Annotated in this window: 18 protein-coding genes and 1 other RNA gene; 3 read left to right on the top strand and 16 right to left on the bottom strand. The window is 36.9% G+C overall.

From position 1 onward, the window contains the following. Window positions 1–157: 157 nt before the first annotated feature. Window positions 158–1,507: a DEAD/DEAH box helicase gene (locus tag K4422_RS09515; RefSeq protein ID WP_206902794.1), complete on the bottom strand. Its 1,350-nt coding sequence runs from the start codon at window positions 1,505–1,507 to the stop codon at window positions 158–160. 57 nt (window positions 1,508–1,564) lie between these two features. Further along, complete coding sequence (locus tag K4422_RS09510) at window positions 1,565–2,716, bottom strand: VanZ family protein (RefSeq protein WP_230710847.1); 1,152 nt, start codon at window positions 2,714–2,716, stop codon at window positions 1,565–1,567. An 87-nt stretch (window positions 2,717–2,803) separates the two neighbouring features. Here K4422_RS09510 and K4422_RS09505 point away from each other — a divergent pair, with 87 nt between their 5' ends. After that, the gene (locus K4422_RS09505) at window positions 2,804–3,124 is read left to right on the top strand and encodes a hypothetical protein (RefSeq protein WP_206902792.1); all 321 of its coding nucleotides are present in this window, start codon (window positions 2,804–2,806) and stop codon (window positions 3,122–3,124) included. A gap of 103 nt (window positions 3,125–3,227) precedes the next feature. On the opposite strand, the gene K4422_RS09500 is transcribed toward K4422_RS09505, so the two are convergent. The 8 genes from K4422_RS09500 to K4422_RS09465 form a co-directional block, all read right to left on the bottom strand. Further along, complete coding sequence (locus tag K4422_RS09500) at window positions 3,228–3,452, bottom strand: hypothetical protein (protein WP_206902791.1); 225 nt, start codon at window positions 3,450–3,452, stop codon at window positions 3,228–3,230. Window positions 3,453–3,464: 12 nt separating this feature from the next. Next, window positions 3,465–3,818 (bottom strand): hypothetical protein, encoded by a 354-nt coding sequence (locus tag K4422_RS09495; protein ID WP_230710845.1) that lies wholly within the window; start codon window positions 3,816–3,818, stop codon window positions 3,465–3,467. A gap of 187 nt (window positions 3,819–4,005) precedes the next feature. Continuing rightward, a complete protein-coding gene (locus K4422_RS09490) occupies window positions 4,006–4,662 on the bottom strand; it encodes an HD domain-containing protein (RefSeq protein ID WP_230710843.1) in 657 nt (218 codons plus the stop codon). A 231-nt stretch (window positions 4,663–4,893) separates the two neighbouring features. Then, on the bottom strand, window positions 4,894–6,393 hold the full coding sequence (locus K4422_RS09485) for a carboxypeptidase M32 (RefSeq protein WP_230710841.1): 1,500 nt from the start codon (window positions 6,391–6,393) through the stop codon (window positions 4,894–4,896). After that, window positions 6,390–7,553, bottom strand: a complete 1,164-nt coding sequence (locus tag K4422_RS09480) for a THUMP domain-containing class I SAM-dependent RNA methyltransferase (protein ID WP_230710839.1) — start codon at window positions 7,551–7,553, stop codon at window positions 6,390–6,392. The genes K4422_RS09485 and K4422_RS09480 overlap by 4 nt, the downstream gene beginning before the upstream one ends. 147 nt (window positions 7,554–7,700) lie before the next feature. Beyond that, window positions 7,701–8,065, bottom strand: an RNA gene (gene rnpB, locus K4422_RS09475) — RNase P RNA component class B. Window positions 8,066–8,084: 19 nt separating this feature from the next. After that, window positions 8,085–8,516, bottom strand: a complete 432-nt coding sequence (gene gpsB / locus K4422_RS09470; protein WP_206902787.1) for a cell division regulator GpsB — start codon at window positions 8,514–8,516, stop codon at window positions 8,085–8,087. 76 nt (window positions 8,517–8,592) lie between these two features. Then, entirely contained in the window at window positions 8,593–9,135 is a 543-nt protein-coding gene (locus K4422_RS09465; protein ID WP_206902786.1) for a DUF1273 domain-containing protein, read from the bottom strand. 62 nt (window positions 9,136–9,197) lie between these two features. Here K4422_RS09465 and recU point away from each other — a divergent pair, with 62 nt between their 5' ends. Together recU and K4422_RS09455 are read left to right on the top strand one after the other, a co-directional pair. Beyond that, on the top strand, window positions 9,198–9,833 hold the full coding sequence (gene recU, locus K4422_RS09460) for a Holliday junction resolvase RecU (protein ID WP_206902785.1): 636 nt from the start codon (window positions 9,198–9,200) through the stop codon (window positions 9,831–9,833). Beyond that, window positions 9,823–12,114: a PBP1A family penicillin-binding protein gene (locus tag K4422_RS09455; protein WP_230710837.1), complete on the top strand. Its 2,292-nt coding sequence runs from the start codon at window positions 9,823–9,825 to the stop codon at window positions 12,112–12,114. Before recU ends, K4422_RS09455 begins: the two co-directional genes overlap by 11 nt. A 57-nt stretch (window positions 12,115–12,171) precedes the next feature. Here K4422_RS09455 and nth read toward each other — a convergent pair whose 3' ends face one another. The 6 genes from nth to K4422_RS09425 form a co-directional block, all read right to left on the bottom strand. Further along, window positions 12,172–12,822 (bottom strand): endonuclease III, encoded by a 651-nt coding sequence (gene nth, locus K4422_RS09450; protein WP_230710835.1) that lies wholly within the window; start codon window positions 12,820–12,822, stop codon window positions 12,172–12,174. 4 nt (window positions 12,823–12,826) lie between these two features. Further along, window positions 12,827–13,519, bottom strand: coding sequence for a DnaD domain-containing protein (locus tag K4422_RS09445; protein ID WP_230710833.1), 693 nt, complete (start codon window positions 13,517–13,519; stop codon window positions 12,827–12,829). A 117-nt stretch (window positions 13,520–13,636) separates the two neighbouring features. Next, window positions 13,637–14,014, bottom strand: a complete 378-nt coding sequence (locus K4422_RS09440; protein WP_230710830.1) for a RidA family protein — start codon at window positions 14,012–14,014, stop codon at window positions 13,637–13,639. Further along, window positions 14,011–14,454, bottom strand: coding sequence for a Fur family transcriptional regulator (locus tag K4422_RS09435; protein ID WP_206902780.1), 444 nt, complete (start codon window positions 14,452–14,454; stop codon window positions 14,011–14,013). The genes K4422_RS09440 and K4422_RS09435 overlap by 4 nt, the downstream gene beginning before the upstream one ends. Before the next feature lie 210 nt (window positions 14,455–14,664). Continuing rightward, a complete protein-coding gene (gene cysK / locus K4422_RS09430) occupies window positions 14,665–15,597 on the bottom strand; it encodes a cysteine synthase A (RefSeq protein ID WP_230710828.1) in 933 nt (310 codons plus the stop codon). A gap of 187 nt (window positions 15,598–15,784) precedes the next feature. Then, window positions 15,785–16,675 (bottom strand): glucosaminidase domain-containing protein, encoded by an 891-nt coding sequence (locus tag K4422_RS09425; protein ID WP_230710825.1) that lies wholly within the window; start codon window positions 16,673–16,675, stop codon window positions 15,785–15,787. Between the last annotated feature and the right edge of the window lie 109 nt (window positions 16,676–16,784).

The raw sequence follows: 16,784 nt of genomic DNA, 5'->3' as shown, positions 1-16,784 counted from the left end.
ATACTTTTTGACGGTTTGACTGATTTGATAAGCTGGCCTTATATTAGCTGGCAATGAAAACAACATTTCTGGCAGTAGTGTAAAATTTTTTTCATTCGCTTTTTGCTAATGGAAAACAACAAAAAGTCATGATGCTAAAGCATCATGACTTTTTTAACTATTGACTTGATTTTTTCTTGTGTTTTCGTGCTGTACGCAGTTGCTGGCGTTTTTCGACTTTACGTTTTTGCTTTTTATCTTTGTCGACTGCCCATTGAATTTTTTTCTTGTAACCTGGTTTGATTTTTTTCTTTTTCTTTTTAACCAAACCAATCAGCGTCGGATCTAACTCATCTTTTTTGGTCTGTTCCCGTTTTTTCCGACGGTTGCGATCATAACCTGTGACAATTTCGCCATTTTTGATTTCTTTTGGTTTAAAGGTCACACCGATTTTTTCAATTGCGGCTACTTTTTCCTCATCTTGCGGACCGTATAAAGTAATCGCCGTACCAGCCAAATTATTACGGCCAGTTCGTCCAACACGGTGAATAAAGAACTCTAAATCATTAGGAATCTCTGCATTAATAACATGGGAAACGCCCTCGATATCAATTCCTCGAGCTGCTAAGTCTGTTGCAACAACGTATTGAAAATCCATATTTTGGATGCTACGCATGATGCGTTTGCGTTCGCGGGGTGTGATATCACCATGGACTTTGGCAACTTTTAATCCTTGTTCTTTGAGATAATCACTAATTTCATCTACGCGTTGTTTGGTATTGGCAAACACTAAGGCCATATAAGGATGCCCAATCGTCAATAACTGATAAATTAACCGATTTTTATCTTTGCCCTTGGTAGCGATTAACCAATTATCAATCGAATCAGCTATGACTGCTTTGGGTTGAATCTCTTCAATTACTGGATTTTCCAAGTATTTTTTTAAAAATGGACGTAATTTTTCGGGAATGGTTGCTGAAAAAACTAATATTTGAACTTTTTCTGGTAATCGGCTCGCAATTTGATCAACTTCCTGCAAAAAACCCATGTCTAATGTCATATCTGCTTCATCGACTACAAAAGCAAAAGCTTTATGGATAAATAAGGCTTGTTCATTAATCATATCCAACAATCGGCCTGGTGTTCCGATGACTACATGAGGTTGTTGATGTTTTAATTTGTCAATTTGCCGTTGTTTATCTGTTCCGCCCACAAAATTGCTCACACGAATTACAGGATCAGAAAAAGCTGCGATTTGTTTGGCAGCCGCATAAATCTGATTGGCCAATTCTCGACTTGGTGCTGTAATGACAACTTGAGCACTTTCATTAGTTGGATCAACTGCATCAAGCAATGGCAGTAAAAAAGTATGGGTCTTCCCCGTACCTGTTTGCGATTGCCCGACAACGCTTCTTTTTTGTTTAATGACAGGAATCAAGCGTTCTTGCACTTCCGTTGGTTTTTCAAACTTCTTTTCTTTAAGAGCTTCGTATATAAAGGGCTTAAATTGAAAATCCGTAAATTGCATATTTCCACCTTCTTTTCATAATGTTCTTAGGGATTATAGCATAAATGGCACACTGCGTCAGATTTCTTTTGGCAAAATTGTACTTATTACGTAAGTCCCACTTCTTTTTTCATAAAACAATTGTCTTTTCTTACGAATCACTGACCAGATAACGTTAATAACAAACAATCCTTGAATGACAGCTGCGCCGATTGTAACCATAGAAGCAATTCCGACTAAAAAGTGGTTGTTGCTTTTCACCAAAGGCGCAAATAAGGTACCGAGTTGTCCAATACCGCCATAAATTAAATACAACAATCCATAACGCTTTACTAACGCTTTTAAGGTGATATGGCGATGCTCGTTTTCAACCACGCGAATTCTAACAATTTTTTTCCCCAGTGTTTGACCATTTAGCCCATAGTTTAAAAGGATAAAATAAAGTAAAATGGTGACAAAATACCATGCTGGGGTATCACTAAAATCAATTGCATAATCTTGTGTAAAAAAGCGTAAAGCAACAGTAAGCACAAAGGTAAAGAAATAAATGAAAAACCAATCTAAGAAAAAGGCGGCAAAGCGTCGGAAAAGAGTCACATCTCGCCCTTTTTCATAGGCTGTTTCGGCTAACTCTTCTCGTGATGGCAATAATAAAGTAAATAAAGGTTCAACCAAATAACCAAGCGTACCACCAATGGTGTTGTGTAAAAGGTCGTTCACATCAGCCAAACGATAATTTCTGGGATAAATAAAATACAGCCCGGTTAATTGTGTAACTTCAAAGAATAATGACAATAAAAAGCTAGCCAATATCGTTTTCTTCAAAGAAAAACCGAAGAAATAGCGTAGATAAACGCCAAATGGCAACAGTAAAAATACGTTAAATACAGGTTCTAAAAAAACGCCTTGTTTCATGGCGGGCAAATACGTACTTGGATCATTTAGTCTCAAAACGGTTTGAGTTAAAAAGTTATGCAATGAAGCACCTAAATGCAATTCATAGTGAGGCCCCGTGTAATGCGCCACCTCCGAAATTGGTGGTAATGGCAAAATGACTAAAAAATAGGCACATAACAAATAAAAGACAAAAGAATACATAATAAGGGCACGACTAAAAATAAAGCGACCAAATTTACGATACTCATAAATAAAGAAAAAAGATGAGATAAATAAGGCTAAAAACGGGAAAATCAAAAGAGCTGTTTTAAGTGGTTCAATATAAGCAGACATAAAAGATCCTTTCTTTGCTTAAGCTAAGTCTTAAAATATTTCCCAAAAAAAATACTTTGGCGTATGATAATTACAGGAGGTGCAATTATGTTAAACGAGTATTTTGCATTGGGTGTTCCTATTGCACTAATTGTTTTATATGGCCTAATCTTGCTACTGCGTAAAAAAAGTAAAATCCCCTATCTGGGGTTTGTATTGTTTATTATAGCGGGCTTTATGGTGGCTTTTAGCTACCAAGTGTTGCAATACGCCATAAAAGAACAAGATGATTTAGTAAAAGCAAGTAAAAACTTAGCTTTAAACTATCCATTTTGGTTATTATATATCCCTTTAATTATCGGGATTATTTTAGTTGGCATTAATATTTTTCGTGCTTACAAGCGCATTAAACCACAACTTAAATCATAAAGCATTCTGATAAAAACACAAAACAAAAACGCCCAAACGCGTAGTGCAGATTATCTGAAACACAATAACCTGGCTTGGTACGTTTGGGTTTTTCTTTTTTTAATTAATCTTCTAAAAACTCTGATTCATCGTTGTCTTCAACATATTGGCTACGCTCTTCTTCGTCTAATTGACTGACCAGATAATCATAATCTGCTTGGGATAAAACCACCACATCGACATCATTTTGTTCATCAATTAATTCCACTGCAGAATAATCGTCACCCAAATTTTGTAAAAGGGTAATAAAACCTTTATCTTTAAAAGTTAAATACTCCGTTTTTTTCATTTTCAATCACTCCTAATAAAATTCGTAAAAGCGAATACTGACGGTATTTTTTTTTGCCAAAGCAGTCAGTGTATAAAGATCTAATTTTACATAATCTTCAGCTACTAACTGATAGAGATTATCTTCTAAAGCCTCTTCGATGTATGGCAATACCTCATCTTCATCTCCGTGTGACGCAGCTTTAGTTTTCAAAATTTGTTGAAATAAACGAGGGTCTAAGAGTAAAAAGTATTCTTTATCATACTTATAGACTGCTACATGATATAGCTTATTAGTCAAATGTGCTTCGATAACAAAAAAGCATTCATTGTTGGCAGTTAATGTATTTAAAAGCTCAGCTGGTTCCATAGCTTGTTGGTAGAACATCTCCATCCCCCCTTAACTTGATTATAGGAGATATTCTAACTAAAATAAAATAATAAGTGTTGTGACAAAAGGCACAACCGTACAAATATTGCGCTTAAGACTTTATTTTTCTTTAGTGGCATCTTTACGTCAGCTTTTCATGTAATCATGTTTATTGTCTATTAAGCCTTCTGTTCAAAAAATCAGATTAAAAGAACTCCGCGTTTTCCGGCTCCCATTCTTGATAAAATTCTGACAAAAAAGCTTCCATGAATTTTTGCCGCCGCACAGCTTCTGTATAGGCTGTTTTGGTATTCATTTTATCTGGTAGTAACAACAGTTTTTCATAGAAATGATTGATGACGGTAGTGCCTTTTCGGTATTCTTTTTTATCGGTGAAATTGATGGGTTTTATCATTGGATCGTGTAACGGATGTTGGTGGCTACCACCAAAATAAGCCGTTCTTAAAATCCCCATTGCCCCAAGTGCCTCGAGCCGATCAGCATCTTGAACGATTTGTCCAGCAATAGATAAATTTGCTTTTGCTTCCAATTCTTTTGAAAAAGACATATTTGTGATAATAAAAATAATTTCTGCCTGCTGTTGTGCGCTAAAATTAATTTCCTTCAAAAAACTTTGTAATTTTGTGAGAGCAATTGCTACATCCGGAACAACTTTATCGTCGATTGTATCATGTAAATAAGCCGCAGCAATTAAAACCTCTTCGTCTAATTGCACAGCTTCTTTTTTTGCAATCTGAGTAGCCAATGTCGCCACGCGGCTGGCATGATCAAAACCATGGCCAGTCAAATCTTCTTGCAACTTTTTTTTAGCATATGCGATGATTTCTGGTATCTTATCCATTTTTTCTCCTTAATATACAAGTTAATATGCAAATTCGAATTTTCACAATCTTCAAAAAGCGTTTACAATAATAATAGAGTGGTCACTTGTTGCAAGACAGTTTTAGAAGATCTCCCCCTCAATCACTAACTGGTAATTGATGCAGACAATTCTAGCCACTTCCCCAAATAATGCCAAGCGAACTCGCTTGGCATTATTTATACTTTCCATACATTTAGTAAAAAACAATATTTATGCTTTGATTTGATAAACAGTTTGATAAAGTTCTGACAAATAATCCAGCAGATACTGAGGATTTAAGGTTTCTTTTGTTGCTGCTTTGATTAATTCACTAGGTGTTTTACTTCTTCCAAATTGGTGAATATGTTCTGTCAACCAAGCTTTAATCGGAGCATAATCGCCACCGGTTAATAAGTCATCCACCGCTAGTTCTTTTTCCATTGCGTGTAGTAACTGTGCCGCATACATATACCCCAAGGCATAAGATGGAAAATAACCAAACATCCCGCCAGACCAATGGACATCTTGTAAAACACCAACTAAATCATTGTCTGGTCGAATTCCGAGATATTCTTCATATTTATCATTCCAAGCTTTTGGCAACTCAGCTGCCGTTAAGTCACCATTAAATAGCGCTTTTTCTAATTCATAACGAATAATAATGTGTAACGGATAGGTTAAACTATCAGCTTCAATGCGAATCAGACTTGCTGCGGTAGCTTTTAACGAACGATAGAATGTTTCAAAATCAATATCGTCGAAAGTACCTTCAGCCGCAGCTTGAAATATCGGATATTGCTTTTGCCAAAAACTACGCTTACTACCTAAAATAATTTCATAAAACAATGACTGAGATTCATGAATTCCCATCGATGGTGCATCATAAACTGGTGTCATATTGTATTTTTCAGCCATATTCTGTTCATAAATACCATGTCCAGCTTCGTGTATTACACCAAAAATTCCCATTGAAAAGTCCTGCTCGTTCCAACGGGTTGTAATGCGGACATCATTACGAGCAAGTCGTGTGGCAAAAGGATGGACCGTATCATCAAGGCGTCCGCGATTAAAATCAAAGCCTAGTTGTGACACTAAGTTTTCCACAAAAACTTTTTGTTGTTCTTTAGTCATAATTCTGTCTTTAAAGCTTGTATCAGGTTCTATGCCTTCTTGTGCAATCAGTTGTCTAATTTTTACCAATCCATCTCTTAGTTCAGTAAAAACCTCATCCAAGACCGCAGTAGTCATGCCTGGTTCAAATAGATTTAATAAAACATCATAATCTGTTGCTTCATCTTTTTTATAATAAGGAATCAACTCTTTTGTTATGCGGATATTTTCTTCTAGTGCTGGTTTGAAATCAGCAAAATTTTGTGATTTCCTAGCTTTAACCCAAGCAGTATGGGCTTGACTATATAAGCGACTGCGTTCGACCATTAACTCTTTGGGAATTGCATGAATTTCGTCATAATCTTTTTTTGCTACTTGAAAGACAGTTTTGCCAACTTCGGAAAGTTCAGCTTGATGGTCATTAAAATAATCAAGTGCCGCTTTAATTTTAGGACCAGTTTGCTTTTCAAAAGCTAATCCGCTTAGATAACCACTAGCTGCTCCTCGCTCGGTCGCAGCAGTCTCAGGCATACCAGTTTGACTATCCCAGTCTAGTAAAGCTAGAGTTTGATTTAATAGTGTGATTTCGGCTAATTCATCTAGAAATTCTTTTTCTTTCATTCTGCTTTCTCCTTTGTTCTTGGTGGGCGTGTTCCCCAGTATTGAAATAAGTCTGTTCGTAAAGCTCCGTTATATAGTTTGCGTTTTTTTGTTGCTTTGGCACCATAAAATGATTCAAATTGTAGATCACTTGTCAAAATATATTTACTCCAAGTTTTTAATGGACGTAAAACAGTTCCCATTTCTTTGTATAGTCTTTGAACAGTTTCTGTTTCACCCAAACGTTCGCCATAAGGTGGGTTTGCTACAATCACACCATACTCTTTATCTGTAGTAAAATCTTTTACCGCTTGTTGCTTAAATGTAATCGTATCTCCTAAGCCGATTTCTTCGGCATTTGCTTTTGCTATTTCGATCATTTTACCGTTAATATCATACCCGCTGATATCCAGTTCAATATCATAATCTGCCGCATTATCAGCATCTGTGCGAACTTTTTCAAAAATCGCTGCGTCAGCCCAATCCCATGTTTCACATAAAAATTCGCGATTAAAGCCCGGCGCAATATTATGACCAATTAAAGCTGCTTCGATACAAATTGTACCAGAACCACAAACGGGATCAACAAAAGGACGATCTTTACGCCAATTGGTTAATAGTACCAATGCTGCTGCTAAATTTTCTTTTAAGGGCGCGCCACCTTTTTCTAAACGATAACCTCGTTTAAATAAACTTGGACCAGTCGTATCTAATGTCACCATAACATGGTCTTTTAAAAGTGCGACTTCTACAGGAAATAATGCACCAGTTTCTGCTAATGGGACAGTTGTAGGGCGATGATAATAGGAGCGCAAACGCTCGACAATTGCTTTTTTTGTGATTGCTTGGCAATCAGGAACACTATAAAGTTTTGATTTAATTGACTTTCCACTAACCGGAAACTCTGCATCCAGTGGTAGTAAATCTTCCCATGACAATGCCTTGACTTTTTCAAATAGTTCATCAAAAGTATAGGCATCAAATTCACCCACAACAATTTTAATTCTGTCTGCAGTTCTTAGCCACAAGTTTGCAGTCGCGATTGTGGTTAAATTTCCTTTAAAACGCGCACGACCATTTTCCACTTGGCATTCAATTCCTAAATCTCGTAATTCTTTTCCTACTAAAGCTTCTAAGCCACTGGCACAAGTTGCCACTAAATTAAACGTTTGTTCTTTCATATATTCTCCTTTACCCGCAGGCATAAATTGTTCTTAAATGTATTGAAACACGACTATCACTCGAATGCAAATGATTGCAAAGAAAAAAAGCTGAACTTACTGTCCAGCTTTAATTTAGTTTCAAAATAAGCCCTGAATCCTGTGATTTTCTATAAGCCATGTTCTGTCCGCAATTTTTTCAGGGTCAAAAATTGCGGGGTAATCATCTATCTGCATCATAAAGATACCTTCTTGTATTCGTTTGATTCCGTCAAAGAAGTGCCCCTACCATTGTTTGGGTTGCTCGCTCGAGGGGTTTACCGCGTTCCACCGTCAAAGTTTCCCTTGACGCTTCGTCACTGTGGCACTTTCAAGGATACTTATCCGTAGCTTGCGCCTTAGGAATTTTTCCTGCCGTTACTAAAATAGCACCCTGGCTTATGGTTTCGCCAGGCACGAACACTACAAGCATCACAGCTTGTGCGAGCATGGACTTTCCTCAGCCTATTGCTAGACCGCGATTACCCGAAAATCACAGACTTCATTAAAATGTTAGAAACGACGTGTCCGTTCGTTATCATCACTATTTTCATCGTTGGTATAATTACCATTTAAAGATTGAGATACACGTGTTGTGACTTCTGAGCGGTCTGCTGTTGTATCTTGATCTAATTTTTTACCAAAAACTTCTTTTTCCAAGTTGGAAAGGCGTTTCAAAATGTCAAAGTTTGTAACTGTTTGACTTTTTGGCGCTTCTGTTTGCACACGGCTTGGTGCCGGTGTTGGATTGGCAGCTTGTTGGCTTAGTTTAGCCTGTAAGCGATCGTTTTCTTCTTGTAACGCTAAAATTTCTTTGTTATATGCTTCATAGTCTTTGATGACGTTGTCTAAAAATTCATCGACTTCAACGGGATCATAACCACGCATTTTTGTTTTGAATTCTTGTTGCAAAATGTCTTTTGGACTATAGTTTAAATTCGCCATTAATTCATACACCTCATTTATTTTTAGAAACTCTCTTAAAACATTCTATCAAAAATAAGCTAGAAAGCAACAAAAATCATTCATAGAAGGTATTTTGTAAATCATCCATCGTAATGAGATGAATGAGATATTCGTTATTTTCCGCTAGTTTTGTGGCACTATCTAGTAAATATTTCGGCTTTCCTGGAAATTCAGGATCAAAAACAGCAAGAACACCATCTGAGTGCTGTAATAAAAAATTTGTATGATTTTGTAATTGTTGCGGATTTTGATAAGGTTTATGACTGACAGACTCTACGTAGTCCGCTTCTTTTTTTAAACGAAGTAACTTTTCTTTATTGCCTTCATTCCACTGTTCACCAAATTCTTCAAAAGGAAATAAAACACCTAAATGTAAATCGGGATAAGTTGCTTTTAATTCGCTAACCGTCTCAGCTGCCCACATTTCCACCCCAAGGTTGCCACTAACAATCACCCACTCTAATCCATCGTCCACATAAGGCAACAAATTATTTTTTATGGCTTTCTTAATAATTGCAATTTTAGGGTCCTTATCTTGAAAAACCCCTAATTCATAACTCCTGTAACCTGTTAATAATAATGTTTTTATAGTTTCCATAACGATACCTTTTCTTTCCTTTTGGCTTTTTGGTATAATACACCGGTAGGAGTGTGACGAATATGGTTTTAAAGTACCCCAACGGTCAAATTTATCAAGCTGCGCTACCTGCTAAGCATAAACAAACAAAGGTTAAAACTCAAGAAACAGCTAGTTTTAGCAATCGCGGCATGCGCTTTGAAGAAGCAATTAATGAAAGTAATCTTTATTATTTAACGCATAATCAAGCAGTGGTGCATAAAAAGCCCACCCCGATTCAAATCGTTAACGTAGATTATCCAAAACGCAGTGCAGCAGTTATTAAAGAAGCTTACTTTAAAGAGGCTTCTACTACTGACTATAATGGAGTTTATCGCGGTTTTTACCTTGATTTTGAAGCTAAAGAAACAAAAAACAAGGCATCGTTTCCTTTTAAAAACTTCCATGACCATCAAATACGGCATATGGAAGCTTGTTTAGCACAAGGAGGCATTTGTTTTGTTTTACTTTGGTTTTCTTCCTTACACCGTTGCTTTTTTTTAGACAGTAAAAATTTGATTTCACTGTGGACACAACAAAAAAATGGCAAAAAGTCGATTCCTCTTGATGTGATTGAAAAAATTGGAATCGAAATTACACCTAAAATTGCCCCGCGAATTCCGTATCTTGAGGCAGTAGAAAAATTTGTTTTAAAGGAGTCAAATAAAAATGGGAAATGACACACCATCACGGGCGTCCCGCCACAATGGCAGCAACACGCCACAAAAGAAACCAAAAAAGATGAAAAAGAAATCAAAAAACTCTGTTGGATCAATTATTTTAAAATGTTTGATTGGCTTTTTTATCGTTGGCTGTATCGGCCTACTTTCAGGAATGGGACTTTTTTGGTTTTATGCTAAAGATGCGCCTAAAATTGAGGATAGTAAATTAGATGCCTCTGTTTCTTCAGTAATATACGCAAGTAATAATGATATCGTTGCGGATTTAGGTTCTGAAAACCGCAAAAAGATTTCAGCACAAGATGTTCCCCAATTGTTAGAAGATGCTGTAGTTTCTGTCGAAGACCGTCGTTTTTATAAACATATCGGGGTTGACCCTATTCGGATTGTCGGCTCTGCCTTATCCAACGTAACTAAGGGTGGATTACAAGGTGGTAGTACGTTAACACAACAATTGATTAAGCTTTCTTATTTTTCCACAAAAAAATCAGATCAAACGTTGAAAAGAAAAGCACAAGAAGCTTGGTTGGCACTACAATTGGAACAAAAAAAATCTAAGCAAGAAATTCTAACTTACTATATTAATAAAGTTTATATGGCAAATGGTTTATATGGTATGGAAACTGCCGCAGACACTTATTATGGGAAAGACTTAAAAGATCTCGACTTAGCTCAAACAGCACTACTAGCTGGCATGCCGCAAGCTCCGAATGCCTATGATCCTTACCAACATCCAGAAGCGGCAAAAGAACGCCGAGATACTGTGCTGTATACAATGAAAGAAAACAACAAAATCACCGAAAATGAATATCAAGCAGCAATAAAAAAACCGATTAAAGACGGATTGAAAGATTTAGAAAAATCAAGTGAAAATCTACAGCTCGTTGATAACTATGTTAAAGAAGTCATTGAGGAAGTTAAAAATACTACGGGAAAAGACGTCTATACAGACGGTCTAGAGATTCATACTAATTTAGATTTAAATGCACAAAAGCGCTTGTACGAAATCGTGAATACAAATAAATACGTGAATTATCCCGATGAAAAATTGCAAGTGGCAACAACGATGGTAGACGTCAATACCGGAAAAGTTTTAGCCCAAATTGGTGCGCGTAACGTGCCAGATAATGTTGTTTTTGGTAACAATCAAGCCGTCAGCACGGCTCGTGACTTTGGGTCAACCGTTAAACCAATCACCGATTATGGTCCTGCTTTTGAAAACCTAAATTTATCGACAGCAAAACGCATTGATGATGCTCCATACAAATATGAAGGTACAAATATCAGCGTTAACAACTGGGACAAACAATACATGGGAAATATCTCTTTGCGCACAGCCCTTTACGAGTCCCGAAACGTCCCTGCTGTTAAATTATTTAACGAAGTTGGCAAAGACAATGTTACAAAATTCTTGAATGGTCTTGGAATTTCATACAAAGATTTAGTTCAATCCAATGCGATTTCAAGTAATACAGCCCAAGACGGCTCAAAATATGGTGTCTCTTCGCTTAAAATGGCAGCTGCTTATGCAGCTTTTGCCAACGGTGGAACCTATTATAAACCACAATATGTTAATAAAATTGTTTATCAAGATGGCTCTTCTGATGAATTTAAACCAGAAGGAAAAAAAGCGATGTCTGTTGGTACTGCTTATATGATTACGGATATATTAAAAGATGTGATTACACAAGGCACCGGTACTAATGCAATGATCGATGGGCTAATTCAAGCTGGTAAAACAGGAACATCCAATTATTCGGATGAAGATTTAGAAAAAATTGGTATTACAGACGGTATTTCACCAGATGTTACGTTTGTCGGCTATAATCGCCAGTATGCCATTTCTGTTTGGACGGGTTATGAAAAACATTTGACCCCCATTACATCGGAATCAAATATGATTGCCTCAGATGTTTATCGGGAATTAATGCAATATGTTGCACAAAACGGCGAAAATAACGATTGGAAAATCCCAGATGACTTAATCCGTGTAGGTAGTGAATTATATTGGCGAGATAAATATGAACAATCGCTTGAAACACAACCTTCCTATTCACAAAGCCAAACCGTGCCAAGTTCAAGTACAACAGCTGAAACAAATTCAGAATCAAGTTCAAGTACAGAAGAATCTACTGCTTCTAGCGCACCACCTGAAAGCAGTAGTGTCACACCAACACCAGATCCATCAACACCTCCTGAAAGTAGTTCAACACCCCCTGCCTCTTCAGAGACGCCAGAAAGTAGCACAACACCACCTGCTACGAGTTCATCAGGTGGCTAAGGAAATATTTAAAAATAAAAACCGCTCAGAAATGATTCGTCATTTCTGAGCGGTTTTTTAAAGTTGCTTTTTCATTCGTTCTTTACCATCTTGACAAATTGGCAACAAGGGACAAATTTCACATTTAGGATTACGCGCTAAGCAGTGATAGCGGCCAAAGAAAATCATGCGATGATGATCTTTAATCCATTCGTCTTTGGGCAACTTTCTCATTAATGTTTTTTCAACTTCAACAACGGTGGCATTTAACTTACAAATTCGCAGGCGTTTTGAGACCCGTTCCACATGTGTATCAACTGCAATAGCAGGTACGCCATAGGCCTCTGCCAAGACCACATTTGCTGTTTTTCGCCCGACCCCTGGTAAAGATTCTAAAATTTTGCGATCATTGGGTACAGTCCCCCCATACTCTGTCGCAATAATACGAGCACAGGCCTTTATATTTTTTGCCTTGGTACGATATAAACCAATCGTCTTAATTTTTGCAATAATATCCTCTAACGAAGCCTCTGCTAATTTATCAGCCGTACCAAAATCAGCAAATAAAGCCGGTGTTGCTTTATTAACTGAGACATCTGTCGCTTGAGCACTTAAGATAACCGCAATTAAAAGTTGAAAAGGTGTATTGTAAATCAGTTCACCATGGGCGTTTGGAAACATCTCTCCCATGACTTTTAAAGCATAACGAGTTTTCTCAACATTTAACATCTCATTATTCTCCTTTCAACCAATTTTCTAAAGAATAAGGTGAAAGTTCTCTGTTATCATTGTCAGCCGGCTTTGTTTTTTGCTTTTGATAGTGTTGTTTCTCTTTTGCCACATCTTGGCCTGACTGAATATTTTTGCTCTTCCAACTTGACAAGATACTTTCAATATATTGTAAACTGCGGGCATTGTTTAACACCGCTTCTTTTAAGGCTAAAATAATAATTTCTGGACTGTATTTATCTTCTTCAAGCCATTGTGCAATTCTTTCGTATTCAAATGACGACAAAGGGCGGCCAAATTCTTGTTGAAAATGCTGAAACATTTGCGCGATTTCTTGTTGCTGCCCTTCTTGGATAGTATTTTTTTTATTTTGTGCTAATAATTGCGCAATTTTCTCAAAGATTGGAGTAAATAAATAGTGATCTTGTTGCTTATTATCCACTACTACTGTTTCAATTTTAATGACTTGTTTTAGAACTAATTGATTTAAAAGTTCAAAGACTTTTTGTTGCGCCAATCCCATCTCAGTTGCAATTTGATTTAAATCAGGAAAGTTGTCTCCTTGTTCATGATGACGATATAATTGCAACCAAAAAATCAATTCATCACTATTCATCCCTAATTGATGGTAGTGATCTAATATCAAATTGGAAATAACTGTTTGTCCAGCAGCAAAATAATCTTCTAAAGCTAACATGGTATCCCTCATTTCTCTATATCAGTATAACGTATTTTTTATCTCACGGCGAAAAAAAAGCCAATCCAAACAGATTCTGTTGGACTGACTTAAATTAATAAAAGTCGTTTAAAAGTACTATTTCACAACTGCAATAATTTCAATTTCGACCATGGCATCTTTTGGTAAAGCTGCCACTTGTAGTGCTGAACGAGCAGGAAAAGAATCATTGAAATAAGTTGCGTAAATTGTATTAAACGCCGCAAAATCATTGATGTCTTTTAAAAAGCAAGTCGTTTTAACAACATCATCCATTGTTAAATCACAACTTTTTAGTAAGCCCTGAATATTTTTAAACACTTGAACTGTTTGCTCTTCAATCGTTGTTCCGACCATCTCTCCTGTATTTGGATCTAGTGGGATTTGACCTGAAGCAAATAAAAAGCCATTTACAATTTTGCCTTGCACATAAGGTCCTATTGCTTGTGGTGCCAAATTAGTTGTTACATTTTTCATTTTTCGTTCTCCTTTTTTTGGCAGTCTGGACATAAGCCGTATACTTCCAAACGATGATCATTAATTTCAAAACCAGTTAATTGACTTGCAGCAATTTCGACATCTTCCAATGATGGATAAAAGAAATCAACTACTTTCCCGCAGTTCGTACAAATTGCATGATAATGTGGTTTTGCCGCAAAATCAAAACGACTGGAGGCATCACCATATTTCATTTCTTGAACAAACCCAATTTCAGTAAATAAGCGTAAATTATTGTAGACTGTTGCAACGCTCATGCTAGGAAACGCTGGGGATAGCGCATGATAAATTTCATCGGCAGTTGGATGGGATCTATGACCAATTAAATAATCTAAAATGGCTTGTCGTTGCGGTGTCACGCGGATATTATCCTTTTTTAACTTTTCGATTGCTTCGGTGACGCTAAGACGCTCTTCCATTTAATCCCCTCCTCTTTGTATTATTATAGTGTAATAATACTATGAGAAGACTAAAAAGAAAAGTGTCTGTTTAAAATCTCAAACCAAAGAAAACTAAATGATGCAATAATTCAATATAAACCTAATTTGACAGACTTAAACCGCCAATTTTGGCTAATAAAAAACCCTCGAATTTGCACGAGAGTTTTTTTAAGCCAAGTTTTCAAAAGATCATTCTTCGTCAAATTGATAAAGAACTGTCGATAAATAACGTTCCCCATTATCTGGTACGATTGCTAGAACCTTTTTGCCCTTGCCAAGTTTTTTAGCAACATCAACAGCAGCTTTAATCGCAGCACCTGAGGAAATTCCTACTAAAATCCCTTCTTCTGTTCCCATTTTACGCGCTGTTGCAATTGCATCATCACTTGAAACAGCCACTGCTTCATCATATACTTTTGTATCTAAAGTATCCGGAACAAAGCCAGTACCAATCCCTTGAATTTTGTGCGGACCTGGTTTGCCACCCTCTAACACAGCTGATTCTGCTGGCTCAACGCCGTAAATTTTAATTTCTGGATAAACGCGGCGCAATTCATGTCCTGCTCCAGTAATCGTACCACCAGTACCAATACCAGCAACGAATGCATCTAAACCACCAACGCCAAACGCATCAACAATTTCTTTACCGGTTGTTTTTTCATGAATTTCTGGATTGGCAGGATTTTCAAATTGCAATGGTAAAAAGTAGCCGTTTTCTTTTGCTTCTTTTTCAGCTCGCTTGATAGAACCCGTAATTCCTTCTGAACCCGGTGTCAAAATTAATTTTGCACCATAAGCTTGCATTAATTTGCGTCTTTCAACGCTCATGGTATCCGGCATAACTAAAATGACATTATAGCCTTTTGCGGCACCAACCATCGCTAAACCAATCCCAGTATTTCCAGAAGTGGGTTCAATAATTGTCCCGCCAGGTTTTAAATTTCCTTGTGCTTCAGCCTTTTCGATCATACTTTGGGCAATACGATCTTTCACGCTACTACCTGGATTGAAAAATTCTAATTTTACATACAATTCAGCATCATCACTCGAAACCAAATGATTCAGTTTCACAATGGGAGTCTGACCAATTAAATCCAAAACAGATTGATAAATTTCATTCATGCTACTTCCTCCTTGTATTAGCTGAAAAAACAGCTGTACTTATTAGTATAATAGCGAAATTATCACCATTGTGCGAATAATTTGTCTTAAAAAAAACTATTCCTACAATCAGAATTCAAAAATTCATTACGAAAATGATTTTTGTAAAGATTGAAGAAATAGTCAAAATTTATCATCTATTTTATGTTTAGACGTTGAGTTGTTGGCCAACCATGATAGTATCACTTGATAGACCGTTATTTGCCATCAATTGCTCTACTGTTGTACCGTACGTTGCGGCAATATCCCAAAGTGTATCACCAGAAACAACGGTGTACACATTTCCTGTCGTTTGACTTTGAGAGGCTGCTGCTGTGTTTTCAGCAGTAGATTCAGTATTTGTGTTTGTTTGTGTTGTATAACTTGTTTGAACATAACCAGAATCTGGCGTATCATATTGGGTCAAATTATAAGCAGCAATTAGATAATTCAATTTTTGATTATACGTAGGATCAGTGGCATATCGTCCAGTTAGATAAGCTGTCGCATCTAGATAGCTTGCAGTGTTACTCTTCCAAGCACCGGCATAATGAGCTGTTCCAGTAGCGAAACTTGTGCTGCGTAACACGTAAGCGTGATCAGCTAAAGATTCCCAATATGAATTATACTGACGGAAAGGTTCATTCATCGTTACCCATTGGCCGTTCAAATATTCTTGCGTTGGTAAAGTTACGGATTGGCCATTATAAGCACCTTTTACACCAAACAAATTATAATACGGCGCCTGTGCAAGAACAGATGAACCATTTCCACTTTCTAGTACTGCCTGCGCAATCATAACAGATGCATATAAATCGTTCTCCTGGGCAATTTGAGAAGCTGCTGCCCCAATTTGATTAATCAAATTGGCCGTATTATCAATTCCTTGATTCTCCAATTGAGCTGCCTGGGCACTCTGAGCAGGCATAAGTGCCATCACTCCAGGAGTACACGCTAACCCCACGCCAACTAGTGACATGGCTTTTTTACCAGTAAATTTATACTGAAAGGTGACTTGCTTTTTTTGATGTCTTTCACTACGGGTACGATACTCTGACATTTTCTTCCTCCTGAAAAAACTTATATAAAATTAAGATAATTATAAAGATAACTAAGTATATGTATTATAGCTTGAATTTTTTGGCTAATCAAATGTTTCCCCCTTTGTA

This window comes from Enterococcus sp. SMC-9, from assembly GCF_021011285.1.
GTDB lineage: Bacteria > Bacillota > Bacilli > Lactobacillales > Enterococcaceae > Enterococcus_C > Enterococcus_C montenegrensis.
Note: the sequence above shows the minus strand (reverse complement) of the source record. Positions and strands in the feature narration are given on the sequence as shown.

Excerpts from the sequence above, each read along its gene's own strand:
- K4422_RS09515 (WP_206902794.1), bottom strand. The coding sequence starts at position 1,507 with ATGCAATTTACGGATTTTCAATTTAAGCCCTTTATATACGAAGCTCTT.
- K4422_RS09510 (WP_230710847.1), bottom strand. The coding sequence starts at position 2,716 with ATGTCTGCTTATATTGAACCACTTAAAACAGCTCTTTTGATTTTCCCG.
- K4422_RS09505 (WP_206902792.1), top strand. The coding sequence starts at position 2,804 with ATGTTAAACGAGTATTTTGCATTGGGTGTTCCTATTGCACTAATTGTT.
- K4422_RS09500 (WP_206902791.1), bottom strand. The coding sequence starts at position 3,452 with ATGAAAAAAACGGAGTATTTAACTTTTAAAGATAAAGGTTTTATTACC.
- K4422_RS09495 (WP_230710845.1), bottom strand. The coding sequence starts at position 3,818 with ATGTTCTACCAACAAGCTATGGAACCAGCTGAGCTTTTAAATACATTA.
- K4422_RS09490 (WP_230710843.1), bottom strand. The coding sequence starts at position 4,662 with ATGGATAAGATACCAGAAATCATCGCATATGCTAAAAAAAAGTTGCAA.
- K4422_RS09485 (WP_230710841.1), bottom strand. The coding sequence starts at position 6,393 with ATGAAAGAAAAAGAATTTCTAGATGAATTAGCCGAAATCACACTATTA.
- K4422_RS09480 (WP_230710839.1), bottom strand. The coding sequence starts at position 7,553 with ATGAAAGAACAAACGTTTAATTTAGTGGCAACTTGTGCCAGTGGCTTA.
- gpsB (WP_206902787.1), bottom strand. The coding sequence starts at position 8,516 with ATGGCGAATTTAAACTATAGTCCAAAAGACATTTTGCAACAAGAATTC.
- K4422_RS09465 (WP_206902786.1), bottom strand. The coding sequence starts at position 9,135 with ATGGAAACTATAAAAACATTATTATTAACAGGTTACAGGAGTTATGAA.
- recU (WP_206902785.1), top strand. The coding sequence starts at position 9,198 with ATGGTTTTAAAGTACCCCAACGGTCAAATTTATCAAGCTGCGCTACCT.
- K4422_RS09455 (WP_230710837.1), top strand. The coding sequence starts at position 9,823 with ATGGGAAATGACACACCATCACGGGCGTCCCGCCACAATGGCAGCAAC.
- nth (WP_230710835.1), bottom strand. The coding sequence starts at position 12,822 with ATGTTAAATGTTGAGAAAACTCGTTATGCTTTAAAAGTCATGGGAGAG.
- K4422_RS09445 (WP_230710833.1), bottom strand. The coding sequence starts at position 13,519 with ATGTTAGCTTTAGAAGATTATTTTGCTGCTGGACAAACAGTTATTTCC.
- K4422_RS09440 (WP_230710830.1), bottom strand. The coding sequence starts at position 14,014 with ATGAAAAATGTAACAACTAATTTGGCACCACAAGCAATAGGACCTTAT.
- K4422_RS09435 (WP_206902780.1), bottom strand. The coding sequence starts at position 14,454 with ATGGAAGAGCGTCTTAGCGTCACCGAAGCAATCGAAAAGTTAAAAAAG.
- cysK (WP_230710828.1), bottom strand. The coding sequence starts at position 15,597 with ATGAATGAAATTTATCAATCTGTTTTGGATTTAATTGGTCAGACTCCC.
- K4422_RS09425 (WP_230710825.1), bottom strand. The coding sequence starts at position 16,675 with ATGTCAGAGTATCGTACCCGTAGTGAAAGACATCAAAAAAAGCAAGTC.